The organism is Bacillus cereus group sp. BfR-BA-01381 (genome assembly GCF_022663555.1).
GTDB lineage: Bacteria > Bacillota > Bacilli > Bacillales > Bacillaceae_G > Bacillus_A > Bacillus_A pacificus.
The window spans coordinates 1-244 of the sequence record NZ_JAKUFR010000318.1; the positions used below are offsets into that span (position 1 = coordinate 1).

A 244-nucleotide genomic window follows, 5' to 3' on the forward strand; every position below is an offset into this window, starting at 1 on the left:
ATTTTGTTGTTGATAATACGGATTCGGCGGCATCACATTCGGTGGTTGATTGTTATCCATAATCGGCATCATATTTGGCATTTGATTGTTATCCATGATTGGCATCATATTTGGCATTTGGTTGTTATCCATGATTGGCATCATATTTGGCATTTGGTTGTTATCCATGATCGGCATCATGTTCGGCATTTGGTTGTTATCCATGATCGGCATCATGTTCGGCATTTGGTTGTTATCCATGATC

General features: G+C 39.3%; 1 pseudogene. It reads right to left on the bottom strand.

Going from position 1 to position 244, the window contains the following annotated elements:
- Positions 1-244 (bottom strand): annotated as a pseudogene (locus MR079_RS28870) (peptigoglycan-binding protein LysM); the annotation flags it as partial.